The sequence below is a fragment of the Hymenobacter antarcticus genome (assembly GCF_039539545.1).
GTDB classification, from domain to species: Bacteria; Bacteroidota; Bacteroidia; order Cytophagales; family Hymenobacteraceae; genus Hymenobacter; species Hymenobacter antarcticus.
Map to the genome: position 1 here is coordinate 46,546 of NZ_BAABDI010000006.1, position 15,400 is coordinate 61,945.

The 15,400-nt window shown below is 56.1% G+C and carries 15 protein-coding genes; 3 read left to right on the forward strand and 12 right to left on the reverse strand.

Annotation, left to right across the window (positions count from 1 at the left end; translation table 11 throughout):
• Window positions 1-93: 93 nt before the first annotated feature.
• Window positions 94-504 (reverse strand): acyl-CoA thioesterase, encoded by a 411-nt coding sequence (locus ABD819_RS06380; RefSeq protein WP_345122223.1) that lies wholly within the window; start codon window positions 502-504, stop codon window positions 94-96.
• A gap of 157 nt (window positions 505-661) precedes the next feature.
• Between ABD819_RS06380 and ABD819_RS06385 the strand changes: the two genes are divergently transcribed.
• Together ABD819_RS06385 and ABD819_RS06390 are read left to right on the forward strand one after the other, a co-directional pair.
• Window positions 662-856: a cold-shock protein gene (locus ABD819_RS06385; RefSeq protein WP_035564390.1), complete on the forward strand. Its 195-nt coding sequence runs from the start codon at window positions 662-664 to the stop codon at window positions 854-856.
• 593 nt (window positions 857-1,449) lie between these two features.
• Window positions 1,450-3,543, forward strand: coding sequence for a DEAD/DEAH box helicase (locus tag ABD819_RS06390; RefSeq protein ID WP_345122229.1), 2,094 nt, complete (start codon window positions 1,450-1,452; stop codon window positions 3,541-3,543).
• A 195-nt stretch (window positions 3,544-3,738) separates the two neighbouring features.
• Here the strand turns inward: ABD819_RS06390 and ABD819_RS06395 are convergent, their stop codons facing one another.
• The 3 genes from ABD819_RS06395 to ABD819_RS06405 all read right to left on the reverse strand — a co-directional run bounded on the left by ABD819_RS06395 (window position 3,739) and on the right by ABD819_RS06405 (window position 6,516).
• The gene (locus ABD819_RS06395; protein WP_345122231.1) at window positions 3,739-4,191 is read right to left on the reverse strand and encodes a PA2169 family four-helix-bundle protein; all 453 of its coding nucleotides are present in this window, start codon (window positions 4,189-4,191) and stop codon (window positions 3,739-3,741) included.
• A gap of 131 nt (window positions 4,192-4,322) precedes the next feature.
• Entirely contained in the window at window positions 4,323-5,594 is a 1,272-nt protein-coding gene (locus tag ABD819_RS06400; RefSeq protein ID WP_345122233.1) for a BaiN/RdsA family NAD(P)/FAD-dependent oxidoreductase, read from the reverse strand.
• Window positions 5,595-5,637: 43 nt separating this feature from the next.
• Window positions 5,638-6,516 carry an NAD(P)-binding domain-containing protein gene (locus tag ABD819_RS06405; protein ID WP_345122235.1) on the reverse strand — a complete coding sequence of 293 codons (879 nt, stop codon included), beginning with the start codon at window positions 6,514-6,516 and terminating at the stop codon, window positions 5,638-5,640.
• A 181-nt stretch (window positions 6,517-6,697) separates the two neighbouring features.
• On the opposite strand from ABD819_RS06405, the gene ABD819_RS06410 reads away from it, so the two are divergent.
• Window positions 6,698-7,570, forward strand: a complete 873-nt coding sequence (locus ABD819_RS06410) for an SDR family oxidoreductase (RefSeq protein ID WP_345122237.1) — start codon at window positions 6,698-6,700, stop codon at window positions 7,568-7,570.
• A gap of 255 nt (window positions 7,571-7,825) precedes the next feature.
• Here the strand turns inward: ABD819_RS06410 and ABD819_RS06415 are convergent, their stop codons facing one another.
• The 8 genes from ABD819_RS06415 to ABD819_RS06450 all read right to left on the reverse strand — a co-directional run bounded on the left by ABD819_RS06415 (window position 7,826) and on the right by ABD819_RS06450 (window position 15,280).
• Complete coding sequence (locus ABD819_RS06415; RefSeq protein ID WP_345122239.1) at window positions 7,826-8,704, reverse strand: LysM peptidoglycan-binding domain-containing protein; 879 nt, start codon at window positions 8,702-8,704, stop codon at window positions 7,826-7,828.
• Between the two features lie 44 nt (window positions 8,705-8,748).
• On the reverse strand, window positions 8,749-9,021 hold the full coding sequence (locus tag ABD819_RS06420; RefSeq protein WP_345122241.1) for a hypothetical protein: 273 nt from the start codon (window positions 9,019-9,021) through the stop codon (window positions 8,749-8,751).
• Between the two features lie 238 nt (window positions 9,022-9,259).
• A complete protein-coding gene (locus ABD819_RS21495; protein ID WP_425553936.1) occupies window positions 9,260-9,781 on the reverse strand; it encodes a YkvA family protein in 522 nt (173 codons plus the stop codon).
• A gap of 85 nt (window positions 9,782-9,866) precedes the next feature.
• Complete coding sequence (locus ABD819_RS06430) at window positions 9,867-11,057, reverse strand: hypothetical protein (RefSeq protein ID WP_345122430.1); 1,191 nt, start codon at window positions 11,055-11,057, stop codon at window positions 9,867-9,869.
• A gap of 27 nt (window positions 11,058-11,084) precedes the next feature.
• Window positions 11,085-11,909 carry a type 1 glutamine amidotransferase gene (locus ABD819_RS06435; protein ID WP_345122243.1) on the reverse strand — a complete coding sequence of 275 codons (825 nt, stop codon included), beginning with the start codon at window positions 11,907-11,909 and terminating at the stop codon, window positions 11,085-11,087.
• A gap of 189 nt (window positions 11,910-12,098) precedes the next feature.
• Window positions 12,099-13,196: a carboxylate-amine ligase gene (locus ABD819_RS06440; RefSeq protein WP_345122432.1), complete on the reverse strand. Its 1,098-nt coding sequence runs from the start codon at window positions 13,194-13,196 to the stop codon at window positions 12,099-12,101.
• Window positions 13,197-13,306: 110 nt separating this feature from the next.
• Complete coding sequence (locus ABD819_RS06445) at window positions 13,307-14,380, reverse strand: ATP-grasp domain-containing protein (RefSeq protein WP_345122245.1); 1,074 nt, start codon at window positions 14,378-14,380, stop codon at window positions 13,307-13,309.
• Window positions 14,381-14,572: 192 nt separating this feature from the next.
• Entirely contained in the window at window positions 14,573-15,280 is a 708-nt protein-coding gene (locus tag ABD819_RS06450) for an alpha/beta fold hydrolase (RefSeq protein WP_345122247.1), read from the reverse strand.
• Between the last annotated feature and the right edge of the window lie 120 nt (window positions 15,281-15,400).

Genomic DNA, 15,400 nt, shown 5'->3' on the forward strand with positions numbered 1-15,400 from the left:
TAGGTTTCGTTATTCGTTATGAATGGCTTGCTGCACACAACCTTTTAATAAATTAGTGCATTAGCAAGGGGAGACAGGTTTGATTTGACTGCATTACTCTTTCGTCAGCCAACTCACCATCTCCGCCGTCACTCGCACTGGCCGGCCACTCTTTGGGTCGAGCAGCACCCAAGTGGTTTCGGCCTCGCACAGCAGCACGCCATCACTGGCGCGGGTGAGGCGGGTATAGCGCAGCGACGTGGCCCCGCTGGTTTCGCCTACCCAAGTGGTAGCCCGCAGCGTCTCATCGGCGAAAGCCGATTGCAGATAGCGAATCCGGTGCTCGCGCACCACCCAGATAATTTGTTCGCGCAGCTCGGCCGGGCAGATGCTCAGCCAGTGCGCACCGGCTACATCCTGCACCCAGCGCACGTATTCCACGTTATTAGCGTGGCCCAGCGCATCAATGGCACTATCCGGCACCCGAAATTCATGGGAGAAAGCGTAAGCAGGTGCGTCGGGCATGCTGTATAAGAGGGAAGGTAACGGGACAAAGGTCGGTATCCCTTGAAAAAAATACCTATCGACTTGGTCATATGGAATTTCTGCCTATCTTTGACGCAACCTAAGAAACCAAGCCACGGTGGCCCAAAAGCTTAGGGAAACCCACAACACAACCACCATGCCCACCGGAACGGTAAAATTCTTTAATGAGACCAAAGGCTTTGGTTTCATCAAAAACGACGAAACTGGCGAAGACATTTTCGTACACATCAGCGACCTGCAAGTAAGCTCGATTCGCGAAAACGACAAAGTTCAATTTGAAGTAGCCCAGGGCAAAAAAGGCCCGAACGCTGTTAAAGTATCGCTGGTTTAGTCCTGCTTTAGCTTTGTGTTAAGAAAGCCCGCCTTTGGTGGGCTTTTTTTTGTGCCCGGCGCAACGGTTAGAAAGAGCGTCATGATGAGCGTAGCCGAAGCATCTCGCGTGCTTTAATGTAGTCGTGCAGAAGCAATCTTGTAAACGTAATCGTGCCTTTTGCCCCGTTCCGCCGACCTCCCCCCGGCCCCTCTCCCGCGGAGAGGGGTGCCAGCCGACGGTTCGGAATTAGCCCCCCTCTCCGCCGGAGAGGGGCCGGGGGGGGGAGGTTACGCCGGCCGCACCGTTTGCATGATTCCTTCTGCATGACTACTTTCTACATGACTACTTAAAGCACGCGAGATACTTCGGCTACGCTCAGCATGACGTTCTTATGAATTCTCTAGCTTTTACAGAATAAAAATCCTACCTTTGCACCCGCATTTGAGGACGGCCCTAAGTCCGCGCAAGCCTAAGAGAGGCATAACGCATTGGCCGCATAGTTTTTTGGTTGTTTTTCCCGCCTGATTGTGACAAGGTAGAAGGAGGGGAAACGTCGCTGAGTACGGCTGTTTTCGGAGCGAGTCTCTTACCCCTTACCTTTTTCCACATTCATGGAAGCTGAAAAAATTGTAGTTCGTTTCGACGAGCTGAACCTCTCAGAGGAAGTACAACGCGCCATCACCGAGATGGGCTATGAGGAAGCCTCGGCCATTCAGGCTGCTGCTATCCCCGTTTTGCTCGCCGGCAAAGACGTAATCGGCCAGGCCCAGACGGGTACCGGCAAAACCGCCGCTTTCTCTATTCCCGCCATTGATGGTGTGGACACCGAGAGCCGCGACGTGCAGGTACTGGTGCTCTGCCCCACCCGCGAACTCGCAGTGCAGGTTTCGGGCGAAATCCAGAAGCTGGGTAAATACAAGCGTGGTTTGATGGTTGTGCCGATTTACGGCGGCAGCCCTTACGACCGTCAGCTTCGCGCCCTGGAGCGTGGTGTTCAGATTGTTATCGGTACGCCCGGCCGAATCATGGACCACATTGAGCGTGGCACCCTGAAGCTGGAAAACACCACCAAAATTATTCTGGATGAAGCCGACGAAATGCTCGACATGGGCTTCCGCGACGACATTGAGTTCATTCTGAGCAAGATGCCGAAAGAGCGCCAGACGGTGTTTTTCTCGGCCACGATGAGCAAGCCCATCATGGAGCTCACCAAGAAGTACCAGCGCGACCCGCAGGTAGTGAAGGTGAACCACCAGACGATGACGGTGACCAACATCGAGCAGAGCTACTTTGAGGTGCGCGGCCCCCAGAAAAAGGATGTGCTGACCCGCATTCTCGACATGTACAACCTGAAATCGTCCATCGTTTTCGCCAACACCAAGCGCATGGTGGACGAAATTGTGGCTGATTTGCAAGCCAAAGGTTATTTCGCCGAAGGCCTGCACGGCGATATGGGCCAGCAGCAGCGCCAGAACACGCTGGATAAATTCCGCAAGTCGACCATCGAAGTTCTGGTTGCTACCGACGTAGCTGCCCGCGGTATCGACGTGGACAACGTGGAGGCCGTATTCAACTACGACCTGCCCGCCGACGAAGAATATTACGTTCACCGCATTGGCCGCACGGGCCGGGCTGGCAAGTCGGGCAAAGCCTTCACGTTTGTGAGCGGCCGCGACATTTATAAGCTGCGTGACATCATGCGCTTCACCAAGGCCCAGATTAAACTGGAGCAGGTGCCGTCGTTTGCCGATGTATCGGAAGTGAAAACCACGCTGTTCCTGAATCAAATCAAGGAGCTTATCGAAAAGGGCAACCTTGAGAAATACGTGGGCCGCGTGCAGCGCCTGCTCGACCAGAGCGAGGAAATTACTTCGCTCGACATCGCCGCCGCGCTGCTGAAAATGACGATGAAGGAAGACAAGAGTGCTCAGCAGAGCCTCGACGCCAGCAAGGCAGCCGGTACGGCCCGCCCCGGCTTCACCCGTCTGTTCGTCACCATGGGTAAGAAAGACCGGATTCATCCCCGCGACATCGTGGACCTGATTTCGGAGTCGAGCAACCTGACCGGTGCCAAAGTGGGCGACATCGCCCTCTACGACAAGTTCAGCTTCGTGGAAGTACCGTCGGAATACGCCGATGAAATCGTGGGCAAACTGGGCCGCACCAGCATCCAGGGTACCCCGGTTAGCTTCAGCATTGCTACTCCGGTGCAGGAAGGCGCAGCTAAGGAAGAAGGCTTCAGCCGCACTGGCGGTGGTGGTCCCGGCGGCTTCGGCGGCGACCGTGGCGGCGAGCGTCGTTCCTTTGGCGGCGACCGCCGTGAGGGTGGCAGCGGCTACGGCGGAGGCTATAAAGGCAACCGTGACCGCGAAGGCGGCAGCGGCTACGGCAGCAAGCCAGCTTACGGCAACCGCGAAGGTGGCAGCAGCTACGGCGGTGGGTACAAAGGCGGCAACCGCGAAGGCGGCAGCGGCTACGGCAACAAGCCAGCTTACGGTAACCGCGAAGGCGGTAACCGCGAAGGCGGTAACCGCGAAGGCGGTAGCAGCTACGGCAATAAGCCAAGCTACGGCGGCAACAAAGGCAGCTACGGCGACAAGCCCAGCTACGGCAACAAGCCGAGCTATGGCAATAAGCCCAACACCGGTGCGCCCCGCGAGTATGAAACCCCTCGCACGCCCCGCAACGAAAGCTTCGACGAATAGCCCATTGCTTCAGTCAATCTATTAGCATTATCCTGATTGCTTGTGCATTAATCAGCTATTCGGTATCCATTATCCGATTGACGTGTTTAATTTTTAGGTTATCATTTATTATCGACAACAAAAAAGCCGCTCAATTGAGCGGCTTTTTTGTTGTCGATAAATTCGTATTACTCTATTGTATTGGCAACAGCAGAATTACTTAGCGGAATCACGCAACGACTTGATTGTGCCATGGGCTTCCGTTACGCCTTGGTATTGCTTCTCGATAACCGATTTCAAAGGCGAGGGCAGGTCCTGCGCTTTCAGGGCGGTCTGGTAGGCTTTCACGGCATAATCTTCGCCGCGCTCGCACTCGGTTAGTACGGCCTTGCTGTCTTTGCTGGTAAGCGCCGCTTTGAGGTCAATCCAGGCGCGGTGCACGGTGGCGGTTACGGAGCCACTGGCGCTTTCATCGGGTTTCAGGTCCAGCTTAAACATCTGGTCCTCAATCTCGGTGATATAGCCAGCGCGCTGTACGGCGTATTTTTTAAAGGTTTCCTTCAGGTTGGCATCCTCAACATCGGTCATTGCGTCGGCATAGCCTTTCTGGCCGTCTTTGAGGGTTTCAACCAATTCGTTGAGCAGGGCTTGAGTGGCTTTGGCTTCCATGTGGAAAAAAGAAATAGGATGAGGTGAAAAGTTACCCTACTCTTTACTGCCTCACCGCCGCCAAGGTTACAGACACTTCGCTGGGGGCTTTGGGACTGGTGGCAGGAAAATTCTGTTCATTTGGACAGGATTTAACCCTCGTTCTCCTTTGCCATGGCTTGGCCGGCCAGAAAGCCGGTGGTCCAGGCCGCCTGAAAATTGAATCCGCCTGTGATACCGTCAATATCCAATACCTCGCCCGCGAAGTGTAGATTGGGAATGCGGCGGCTTGCCATGGTTTTCAGGTCAACTTCAGGAAGTGAAATGCCGCCACAGGTCACAAACTCCTCTTTGTAAGTGGTTTTGCCCCGCACCGCCAGGGAAGTGCGGAGCAGCAGCTCAAGCAAGCGGTTTTGGGATTTGGCCGGCAGGTCGCTCCAGCGAGTATCGGCCGCAATACCGGCCTGCTCGGTCAGGTTGCGCCACAGGCGTTGGGGCAAGCCAAACTGCGGGTTGGAGGCGACGGTTTTTTTGCCATTTTCTTGGCGAAACTCTTGTAGCCAGGTTCGCAGCGTTTCGTCGGTAAAGGACGGCACCCAGCTGATGAGCGCCGTGCCAACGTAGCCGAGCTCGTGCAGCCGCCGCGCGCCCCAGGCCGACAGCTTGAGCACGGCCGGGCCGCTCACGCCCCAGTGCGTAACCAGCAGCGGGCCTTCGTAATGCAGCTTCTCGCCGGCCAGCACCACGCGGGCGTGGGGCACGCTCACGCCCATCAGCTCACTCAGGGGCGACTGCGGAATATTGAAGGTGAAGAGCGAAGGCACCGGCTCGGTAATAGTATGACCCAGGGCCCTTAGCCAGTCGTAGTTAGTGCTTTTAGGGTTGCCGCCGGTGGCCACCAGCAGGCGGCTGACCCGGAGTTTTCCGCCGCCGAGCTGGGCCGCGCCGCTACCACTGAGGACGAGCTCAAAGCTTCCATCGGTACTCGGCTCGATTTTATCAACGCTGGTATTGGTCAGAATGCGGACGCCGGCCTGACGGGCGGCGTCTTCCAGGGCTCGCGCGATGGTTTCGCTGGAATCGGTGGTAGGAAACATGCGACCGTCGACCTCCGTTTTCAGCGCCACCCCACGTTTGGCAAACCAGGCAATGGTTTCGGCTACTCCGAACTGTTGGAAAGCCGCTTTAAGCTGCTTGCTGCCGCGCGGGTAATGCGCCGCCAGCTGGGCGGGAGTGTCGCAGGCGTGGGTGACGTTGCAGCGGCCGCCGCCCGAAATCCGGACTTTGGCGAGCAGCTTGCCCGTTTTTTCGAGTAGTATGACCGGGACGTTGGGGTTGGCTTCGGCGCAGGCGATGGCCCCGAAAAAGCCGGCCGCTCCGCCGCCAAGCACGGCCACGAGGGGGGAAGCTACAGCATTATTCACGGGGCAAAGGTACGCCGGGCCGGGCAGTCGCTACGGCTTAATGCTAGCAGTAGGGAAGCGCCGCCAGCACATCATCGTGCTCAAACTGATAGGGTACCAAGCTGCGCACCAGGCTGCTGTCGATGGTTTTGCCGGTGGCTTCGCACTCGTCTTTAAACGTCGGCGACTCCAGCTTAAGGTATTGAGCCGCTGCTGGATAGAAATCGCGGCGTAAGGGATGCTGGGCCGCGCAAACGTTGAAGGTGTGGCCCCATACGGCATGCTTGATAATGGCGGCGAGTACGCCTACTACATCGGTAAGATGCACTAGGTTGACGGGAGCATTGCCCTGGGAAAGGTCGCGGCGACCGGCCAGGAAGCGGCCGGGAGCGCGGCCAGGGCCAATCAGGCCGCCGAGGCGCACGACCGTGCTTTTCCACTGGCCGTAGCGGGGCACGAAATGCCCTTCGGCGCGCAAGATATCCGAAGCGGCGTCGCGGGTGCTGATGGCATCGGCCTCGCGCATCTCGCGGGCTTCAGTAGGATACACGCTGGTGGAGCTCACGAAGAGCACATGTCGGGTGCCGGCCGTCGCTACGGCCCGATGCACGGGCCGCAGCAGCGTCGGGTAGGCCCCGGCGGCGGCGGCGCGGGGCGGCACATTGAGCACCAATACATCGGCTTGCGTGAGGAGGCGCAGCAGCAGCGCCTCGGCCGAAGCAGTAAAGCTGGTGCCCAGCTGCAGCAGATGGGCCTCAATGCCCGCCGCCGCCATTCCGGCTATGTTTTCGGGCGAAGTGGTGGTGCCCAATACCCGGTGCCCGGCCGCTACCAGGCGGTGAGCCAATGCCATGCCCAGCCATCCGCATCCAAGAATTAATACGATAGTGGGCTCCGCTCCTGAAGCTTCGATTGGGGAGCCCCCGGAAATGGAATTAGTCATAGATAAGCCAATGCAAGTGTCTTGGGGCACGAAGGTGCGAAGAAAATGCGTAACACTATATTCAACATCGAAAATAAAAAAACGGAAATTTCTGACCACTTCACCTAATATTCGGATCAGCAGCCTTGTACCTTCGGGTCGCGGATTACGCCGCAGTTCCCACTAATTTACCTGCTTGCGCATGACAACTCCCTACACCCAGCCCATGCTGCGCGACAACGCGTTGGCCGGCAAAACCATAATCGTGACTGGCGGCGGTACCGGCCTGGGCCGCGCCATGACCACCTACTTCCTGCAGTTGGGGGCCAATGTTACCATCACCAGCCGCAAGCTGGATGTGCTGGAAAAAACCGCCGATGAGCTACGCCAGCAAACCGGCGGCAAAATTCTGGCCATTGCCTGCGACGTGCGCAAGTACAACGAAGTGGAAGCCATGCTGGAACGCACCATTCAGGAGTTTGGTGGCGTTGATGTGCTGCTCAATAATGCGGCGGGCAACTTCATCAGCCCGACCGAACGCCTGTCGCACAAGGCCTTTGATGTGATTGTGGACATCGTGCTGCGCGGGTCTTACAACTGCACCCTGGCCGTGGGCAAGCACTGGATTGCTGACAAAAAGCCCGGCACCATTCTCAATATCGTGACGACGTACGCCTCGGTGGGGTCGGCGTTTGTGGTGCCTTCGGCGGCGGCCAAGGCGGGCGTGCTGGCCATAACCCGCTCGCTGGCAGTGGAATGGGCCAAGTACGGAATCCGGTCCAATGCCATCGCGCCAGGGCCTTTCCCCACGGAAGGAGCCTGGAGCCGGCTATTTCCTGAGCCGCTGGCCAGCAAACTAGACCCGGCGGCCAACGTACCGCTCAAGCGGGTGGGCCAGTACCAGGAGCTTGCCAACCTGGCGGCTTATCTGGTGTCGGACTTCTCCGCTTACGTCAACGGCGAAGTAGTGACCATTGATGGCGGCGAATGGCTGAACGGCGCGGGAGAATTCAATAAGCTGGAAATGCTGACCCCGGGTATGTGGGACCAGATTGAAAAAACCATGCGCCGCTAAATCACGGATTAAGCGGATTTTAGCGGATTTCACGGATTTTGTAGTCGATTATCGACTTGCCCTGACCACCAAAAAAGCTTGCTGTTAGGCAAGCTTTTTTGCGTTATTGAAGGCGTTGGCGATTATCGACTTGCCCTGACCACCAGAAAGGCTTGCTGTTAGGCAAGCTTTTTTGCGTTATTGAAGGCGTTGGCGGATAAGTGGATAATCGACTACAAAATCTGTGAAATCCGCTAAAATCCGCGTAATCCGTGATTATAGTTTATAGTCTTTGTAATCTTTGGTGAATTCGACCAGAGGAATAGTTTGGTTGGGGACTACGTCTGTAAATTCGAATTTTTCGAACAATCCTTTGTCATCGTTTACCTGAACCAGGGTAGGCAAATACGTTTTACTATCAACGCAAACAACAGTGCGACGGCCGTAGGAATTAGGCACCTGCAATACTTTGCCCTCCGGAATATTATCGCCGATACTAAGTCCATTGCGTTCAACCACCCGGTATTCACCGCAGCCAAACCGTTCGGCAACGGTGGAAATAGTTTCGTTTTTGCCAGCTTTGTAGCTTACATACCGGAACTGCGGATAATCGGAACGCAATACGTAGCCGGGACGGCCCTGCACCATCGTATCGCCAACGAAACGAAACGAGCGGCTGAAGGAATTATCCTGCCGAAGGCCGGTAGTACGCAGTAAATCGGAAATAGTGCCGAAGCCGGCTTGCAAGGCAGTGTGGTGCTGGCTGCTCCGCATGAGCTTGCCTTTGGGGTCGAGACTGAGCGTGACGTAGGGAAAGCTGGCCGGGTACACCCACGCATCGCCGCCGTTCTGGCCAGCTACCCAGAGAACCTCAACCCCTTTCTGATTCTTTATATAGATGCGTAATGGTTTGTAGGTCAGCTTCATAATGCTGCGGGCCTGATTGATATTGCCGCCGATTCGCTCCTGCGCCTTCACGGTGCAACGCAGGGTTTTAAGGTTCTCGATAGCGGCACTGAGGCGAGCGGTAAGCTGGTCGGTGGTGAGGGCTGGCGGGGTGGCCGGTGCAGCGGCTCCAAGCAGTGCCAGTGCGCCAACGGACAAGGCTACGCGAACTGAAGTAGAAGAAGCGCAGGAAGTTAACAAAGCAAACATGGAATGAAAATCGAGTAAGAGTCAGGCTGCCGAGCGACGGTAGCTCAGTTTAGGCTAATAGGAGGGAAGCGCGAGGATGCGCTGTCAAAAATAAACAGCTCATCAATTTCCACGCCATGTAGGTAGGGGTAAAGGGGGAACTGCTCAACCACGGCCTGCACCGCGGCAGCATCGTCGCCGTTCATCGTGACCCAGCCCCGGCTCCGGTCGCTGCTGATGGCATAGACTTCCACCACTTTATCGGCAAAAAGCTGATTGATAAAAGCGCGATGCTGAGGGATAAGGGTGATGAACGCCTCGTCGAAGGTATCGGGCAAGCGTAGGGAAACGACAAATTTAGGCATAAATCAGGGCGAGCTAACGGACCAACTAACGTTCGCCTCACCCGGAAAGTTGATAAAAGCACGCTTATACAAGTTGGTCGTATTTGGCAGAGAATGGACTGAATAGGATGAGTAAATTAACTTGCTGAATTACTGCTCATCAGGACAAAAAACAACCGCCAGAGCTACCTTGTCAGGCTGTCTCCGGCGGTTGCATTTCGTGGTAGTATGCTTACGAATGTCCGAGTTCGGCCACGCTGGGCTGGGCCGCATCGCCAAGGGCGGGCCGGGCAGCGGCATCGGGCAGGGCGGCTCCGCTGGGGGCCGGCTGGCGGTGCGCCGCCTCTTCCCACTCGCGAAAGCGAACGATTTCACCTTGAAATTTACCCACATACCAGCTTACGAGGCTCAAATCATCAAGGAAGCCAAGTATGGGGATAAAATCCGGCACCAAATCGATGGGCGAAAGCACGTAGAGCAACACGGCCAGCCCAGAAATGATGGTGCTGGTGGAGATTTCACGGTATTCGCCGCTGATGTAGCTGCGGATAAGGCGCACCAGGGTGAGGGCTACCTCGAAAAGCTGGCGGAATTTATTGGTCTTGCTTTCCTTATTGGCTAATTTTTCGGCCACTTCGTTCAGGACCGTGACCACTTTGAAAGGACGGCCCAGCAGCTGCGTAGCCCGGCCGATAAAGACGTTGAAAAGCGCGTTTTTGGAGATTTTGAGACCTTTGTCGAACAGGGAAGACATAATGCAACAGGAGAGAAGTGATGGCGGGGCTTACGCACAAGCGCTTTCCCGCGTTGTTGCCTGGTGCATAAAGTCCCGCGCCGGCCTACCGCTCAAACAGCGGAGAGGTGCCGCCCACCCAGTCTTTGTCTTTATTAAAATCGACGCCAATCATTTCGCCCCGGCTCAATCGGCCGAGGCCGGTGACTAACTGCGGGCTCGCCTCACCATCAGGCCAGATATAGAGCAAGCGAATTTCGCATTTTACCAGCCCATCGGGCGATTGTACCACTGGCTCATAAGCTACTTTGCGCTGTAATAAATAATTATGCTTATCGGGTAATGCGTCGAGCTCAGCGGCCGTGATGTGGAGGCGCACGCCGGCCCCGGCGAAGGAGAACAAGGGCTTAAGAACGTAATTGGACAGGTCTGATGGGTAGGTTTTTAGGTCTTTCAGGAAATAGCTGGGCGGCACGAATGGGCCTTGCAGGAAGGGTAGCGTGTATTTGCTCACGCGAAAAAACCAGTTAGGGTGCCCTACCCAGGACACGTCGACATCAGCGGTTAAATTAAATTCGGTAATTAAGTCAGGATAACGCTCTAATTCGTCAAATATGATTCGATTGTAGATGCGCTTAACTGAAATTAACTGGCCGTTATTTTCATAGAATAAATCGCGACCATTACGGCGAATTTTAGTTAGACAAACGGTTTCGATATTCCATAATTTCCTGGATAGCGCGAAATCAACGCGCGTTTTTTGGCGCTCCGGAAACAGCTCCAGCAGAATAACATTTTCGGCTGGCTGGCCGCCCAGAATAAACTGGCGCATTCGGGTTTGGTAGGCCTCAAAATCAGGCACGGTTAGGAAAGGGGAAACAGAATCAGGGATGGGGAAAAAGCGAGCAAATTCGCCCGGCAGCCACGACTGAAAAGCGTAGAGCGACGGAAATCCCTGCATTTCAATAAGCTGCGGCTCCAATTCGCCGTTGGCGTGGCGGCACACGGCAAAGTCAAACGTTAGAAATTCGGGCCGCGCACTTTCGTTGGGCACCCGCTGATGCGGCGGAATGGCACCTTCGGTCAATTCCTTGAAATCCGGCTGCTCAATTACCCGAATGATGCTCTCACCGGCCGCAATCAATTTATCGCGCAACAGCGCGGGAACAAAAACCGGCGTTTCGGCTACCCGAAAATCGAGCTGCCCCGGCAGCTGCCGGTCAATATCGGCCAGCATTTGCTGGTAGCGGGCGGGGCTGAAGGCCGCGTTGTACGTCTGGCGGTGTTCCGGAATCATGGGCAGGACAGCGGCGGCCAAGGCCGGTTATGCAGTGGTGAGCTGGGCCACCTGGGCAATGGCACGCCGCAAAAAGGTGGGCAGGATAATAGCTTCGGTGTATTCGATAGTGTCCGGGTCGGCCAGCAAGCGGACCATTTCGTCATATTTCTCCTCTCCGTAGGCCATGATAACCTGCTGCTTGCGCTCATCCGTGAGCATGTAGCGGAGCATGCCTTCGCCGTCCGCTTCGGGATGGAACTGAGTTCCCAACACTTCCGGCGTGAAGCGAATGGCCATCACGGCCCGCGCCAGTGGTACGTGCGGACGTTCTTTTTCCAGGCACAGCACTTCCGCGCCCAGCTCGGCGAGGCGGTCATTATTGAGATGCGCCAGCTGATAATCGCGCGAATCGACCACGTAAAATGGCTCGGGCAGGTCCTGCAGCACGGGCTCGGCCATGCCGGCAGCCGTGAGGTGTACGGGCAGCACGCCAAACGACGTGGATTTGCGGCGGCTCACTTCACCAATGCCCAGGTGCCGGCTCACCAGCTGAAACGAGTGGCAAATCAGGAGCAGGTGTTTCTTTTGGTCGTGGGTCTGGTTGTAGGCCAGCAGCGAATCAATAAACGCAAAATACTGCGTTTCCCATTCTTCAGCCGAAGCCAGTGGGCTGCCGGGGCCGCCCGTGGAAATATAGATATCGTAGTTCAGGCCGGGCACTTCATTCTCAGCCCGAACATTGAACGTGTCGACGCTGAATGCCAGCCCATGCTCAATTGCCCCACGGCCGAGCAGCTGCCGAATGCAGCGCATGCCTTCGTTGGGAGCGTTGTTGTACATATCGAGGATGGCGATGCGAATAGCAGACATAGAAATAAGGAATCAAGTAGCCGGGCGATGCGGGCTACTAGTGAAGAGGGAAGTGGCTAGTGCCACGTAAAACGATGAATAATATTGAGTTAATGAACCAGATGCGTGACGATAACATGCCCGGAGGGCTGGCTGAAACAGATAACGCCAACCGGAAGGTTGGCGTTGCCCCGAACAAAGATAATTGTCTTACAGCCCGTAGGCTGTTTCGGTTAAAATATAGTCCACTACTTTATGCAGGTCGTTGGTTTCGCGGAATACCTTCAGCTGCCGGTCGGCTCCGGTGCCCATCTCCATCATTTTCAGCACGTATTCAACTTCGTGGCGGCTGCCGAGCTCATCCACGACGTCGTCGATGAAATCGAGCAGTTCCAGAATGAGGTTGCGGGTTGGGACTTCTTCCTGCTTGCCAAAATCAATCATCCGGCCATCGATGCCGTAGCGGGCGGCCCGCCACTTATTTTCCTTAATAAGGGCACTACGGTAGATGCGAAAATTGAGATTCTGGGTTTTGAGCTTGTAGATTTTGGCCACCAGGGCCTGCATAATGGCAGCCACGGCAATGGTTTCATCGGCGCGCATCATCATATCGCAAATGCGATATTCGATAGTATCGAAGAAGGGGTGCAGGCGCAAATCCCACCAAATTTTCTTGCCGTTGTCGATGCAGCCGGTCTTCACCAGCAGGGTAATAAACTCGTCGTAGTCGCTGGCGCTGTGAAAATAACCGGGGATGCCCGTGCGCGGAAACCGCTCGAAAACCTTGGTACGGAAGGACTTGTAGCCGGTTTCACGCCCTTCCCAGAACGGGGAGTTGGTGCTGAGGGCGAACAAATGCGGCAGGAAATAGCGCAGCGCATTCATCATATACACGCCAATATCCCGGTTTTCGATGCCGATATGCACGTGCATGCCAAACACGAGATTGGAGCGGGCAGCTTCCTGCAGCTCCTCCACAATCTTGTCGTAGCGCACATCGGGCGTGATGGGCTGGTCCTGCCACCGCGAGAAAGGGTGCGTACCGGCGGCCCCGATTTTGAGGCCCTGCTTATCGGCGAGCTCAATAACGTGGCGACGGAGCAGCAACACTTGGTCGCGCGCTTCCTCGATATTATTGCAGATGGTGGTGCCCACTTCCACCACGGCCTGGTGCATTTCGGCCTTCACCTGCTCATGCAGCGTCATCTGGCCGCCCTCCACTATTTGCGAGAGGTGCGAGCGCAGCTCCCGGGTGGTGGGGTCGATGGTTTGAAATTCTTCTTCGATTCCGAGCGTGAACTTGGGCAGAGACATAAGCGACAGGAATTACAGGACCGGGCCTGTGGAATCAGGACTGGCCGGAAATGAAGCTATTACGAAAAATAACAGGGAAAACGAGCAACCCCGGCCCAAAATCCCTAGCTGGCGCTTTTGGTCGATTTCTTTGCCGGAGCCGATTCTTTAGCGGCTGCTTTGGGGGTAGCGGCTTTCTTAGCGGCCGGAGCTTTGGCCGCTGCTGGTTTGGCCGCGGCTTTGGGCCGGGCGGCTGCCGTGCTGGGATGCACGAAGGTGCCCCAGGTCAGGTTATCCTGGCCGGGTTTCTGCGCTTTAGCCCGCGCGATAGCCAGGTTGGCGGCAGCTTCTACTACCCACTCGAAGTTTTGCTGGCCCACGGAATTGATATCAGCATCGGGCGCGGGGTTGCCGAAGTCAATGGCCAGCGGAATGCCATCGCGCACGGCAAACTCCACGGTGTTAAAGTCATAGCCCAGGCCTTTGTTCAGCTTGAGCACGTAGTCCTTCATCGTGGCTAGCAGCTTGCGGCCGGCCTCACCGGTCGTCTTCATCTCGGTGGCGTAGCGCAGGTGGGGCTCGTTGCGGGGCTCGTAAGGCATGATGAGGACGTCTTTGCCCCCAATGCAGTAGCAGCGGAAATAATCGGTGAAGTCCACGGCTTCCTGCAGCAGCATGACCAGTTGGCCGGTTTCGGCGTAGGCGCGGTGGAAATCATCAGATGATTCCAGCTTGTACACACTCTTCCAGCCGCCGCCGGAATGGGGCTTCATGTAGGCCGGGAAGCCAATGTGCTGGAAGGCCGCGTCCCAATCCATCATGCCCAGGTTGCGGAAACTACGCTCGCTGGTGTCGGTGGGCCGCTCTTTGCTGGGTAGCAGCAGGGTTTTGGGCACGGGCACGCCGAGGCGCACGGCCAGGGCATTGTTAAAGAATTTTTCATCGGCCGACCACCAGAAGGGGTTGTTAATCACGGCCGTACCCATGAGGGCAGCGTTCTTGAGGAAGGCGCGGTAGAAGGGCACATCCTGCGAAATCCGGTCGATGATGACGGCGTAGTCCGACGCGACGTGCTGTTCAACCTGGTGAATATGCACGAATTCGGCGCGAATGTCGGCCGGAGCCTTCTCGTTCACGCGGTCGACGAATGCCTGGGGAAAGGTGTTTTCCTGGCCGAAAAGAATGCCGATTTTTTTCATAACTGTGGGGTATTGAAGCGGGAGGGTCTGAATGGAAAAACGCGAAAAAGGGGTGGCTTACAGCGGTTTCCAAGTCCATGGACAGAGTTAAAAGTTGAGAGTTAAAAGTTAAAAATCAGACGTAGTAGGTTTTAACTTTTAGCTCTCAACTTTTAACTGTTTTCAAAAATGTACACTGACTCGGAAACTGCTCTAGCCGATGGTGTTGAGATATTGCGGGAACATTTCGCGCCACACCGGCCAGTCGTGGTCGCCGAAAGGCTTCACATCCAGGGTGTAGTGAATGCCTTTCTGACTGAGCAGGCGGGCCATTTGAAAATTCGCCTCCTTGCAGAAATCGTGCTCTGCCGTGCCCAGGATGATGTTCATCCACTGAAAATGCTCGCTCTGTGCGCCGGGCAGGTACTCGGGCGGGTTGTTGAAGTACACGTTGTCGTCGTGGTAGCCATCCACAAACTGGCGAATGTCGAAAGCGGCTCCCATGGTGAAGAGGTGGGCCACCAGATTGGGATGGCGAAAAGCAAAATTCAGCGCCTGATAGCCGCCGAAGCTGCTGCCGGCTACACCAATCTTATCGACGTGGCATTCCTGCTGAAGCATCGGCACCAACTCCTCGCTCAGGAACTGGTCGTAGAAAACGTGATTTTGCACGCGCACGGCCGGGGGCAGGTGCTTGGCGTACCACGAATGCTGGTCGATGCTGTCGATGCAGTAGAGTTTCACGCGGCCGGCGTCAATCAGCGGGCGGGCCGCCTCGATGAGCTTGAAGTCGCGGGCTTCGTATTCGCGGCCGCCGGAAGTGGGAAAAAGTAGAACCGGGTACCCCCATGTACCAAAAACCAGCATGTCGATGTCTTGGCCGAGGTGGTGCGAGTAAAAGCGGCGATGTTGTTCCTGCACGATGATGGGGGATAAGGGCGGAGGGCTTTCTCTAGCGGTGCGGCAAACTAGCACAGAAATAATGGACTGCCAGTGGGCTGCGCCAAATAAATTCCACGCGGCGGCTAACTGCGACCGGCG

Excerpts from the sequence above, each read along its gene's own strand:
- ABD819_RS06380 (WP_345122223.1), bottom strand. The coding sequence starts at position 504 with ATGCCCGACGCACCTGCTTACGCTTTCTCCCATGAATTTCGGGTGCCG.
- ABD819_RS06385 (WP_035564390.1), top strand. The coding sequence starts at position 662 with ATGCCCACCGGAACGGTAAAATTCTTTAATGAGACCAAAGGCTTTGGT.
- ABD819_RS06390 (WP_345122229.1), top strand. The coding sequence starts at position 1,450 with ATGGAAGCTGAAAAAATTGTAGTTCGTTTCGACGAGCTGAACCTCTCA.
- ABD819_RS06395 (WP_345122231.1), bottom strand. The coding sequence starts at position 4,191 with ATGGAAGCCAAAGCCACTCAAGCCCTGCTCAACGAATTGGTTGAAACC.
- ABD819_RS06405 (WP_345122235.1), bottom strand. The coding sequence starts at position 6,516 with ATGACTAATTCCATTTCCGGGGGCTCCCCAATCGAAGCTTCAGGAGCG.
- ABD819_RS06410 (WP_345122237.1), top strand. The coding sequence starts at position 6,698 with ATGACAACTCCCTACACCCAGCCCATGCTGCGCGACAACGCGTTGGCC.
- ABD819_RS06415 (WP_345122239.1), bottom strand. The coding sequence starts at position 8,704 with ATGTTTGCTTTGTTAACTTCCTGCGCTTCTTCTACTTCAGTTCGCGTA.
- ABD819_RS21495 (WP_425553936.1), bottom strand. The coding sequence starts at position 9,781 with ATGTCTTCCCTGTTCGACAAAGGTCTCAAAATCTCCAAAAACGCGCTT.
- ABD819_RS06430 (WP_345122430.1), bottom strand. The coding sequence starts at position 11,057 with ATGATTCCGGAACACCGCCAGACGTACAACGCGGCCTTCAGCCCCGCC.
- ABD819_RS06435 (WP_345122243.1), bottom strand. The coding sequence starts at position 11,909 with ATGTCTGCTATTCGCATCGCCATCCTCGATATGTACAACAACGCTCCC.
- ABD819_RS06445 (WP_345122245.1), bottom strand. The coding sequence starts at position 14,380 with ATGAAAAAAATCGGCATTCTTTTCGGCCAGGAAAACACCTTTCCCCAG.